Raw genomic sequence first — 206 nt, forward strand, 5'->3', positions numbered from 1 at the left:
CTGCCGTTCGTGCTGCAGTCGGCTGAGGTGATGAAGTCCGCGGTCGCCTACCTCGAACCCCACATGGAGAAGAGTGACGCGGAGGGCAAGGGCACGATCGTGCTGGCCACCGTCCGCGGCGACGTCCATGACATCGGCAAGAACCTCGTCGACATCATTTTGTCCAACAACGGCTATAACGTCGTCAACCTGGGCATCAAACAGCC

Annotated in this window: 1 protein-coding gene; it reads left to right on the plus strand. The window is 60.2% G+C overall.

What is annotated here, in order from left to right; all coding sequences use genetic code 11:
* Nucleotides 1-206: hypothetical protein (locus tag ACX6XY_RS30595; RefSeq protein WP_460338034.1), on the plus strand; the 206-nt coding region annotated here is incomplete at both ends.

It is taken from the genome of Streptomyces sp. O3 (assembly GCF_054788135.1).